A 278-nucleotide genomic window follows, 5' to 3' on the forward strand; every position below is an offset into this window, starting at 1 on the left:
GCCAGGTACACAAGAGCATTCGCAAGATCAACAACAATATTTAAGAAGGATGCGTGATGTTACAGCGAACAAAATCAACCAATTCGCAAATGTATTTGCTGCTTTATCTAATAGTTTTTCTGTATATGGGTATGTAGAGGAAGAAGATAAAGAGACAGAAGCAGATTTGTTTTTGAGTACAATTACTGCGAAAACATGTCAAACGTGCTTTAAAAAGGATCAATGCTGGGTAGTGAATTTCGATAAAACGTACGATTATATGAAACAAATAATGAATG

At 34.5% G+C, this 278-nt stretch carries 1 pseudogene; it reads left to right on the plus strand.

What is annotated here, in order from left to right:
* Positions 1–278 (plus strand): annotated as a pseudogene (locus SB717_RS35315) (stage II sporulation protein E); the annotation flags it as partial.

The sequence above is a fragment of the Priestia sp. SIMBA_032 genome (assembly GCF_046535215.1).
Taxonomy (GTDB): domain Bacteria; phylum Bacillota; class Bacilli; order Bacillales; family Bacillaceae_H; genus Priestia; species Priestia aryabhattai.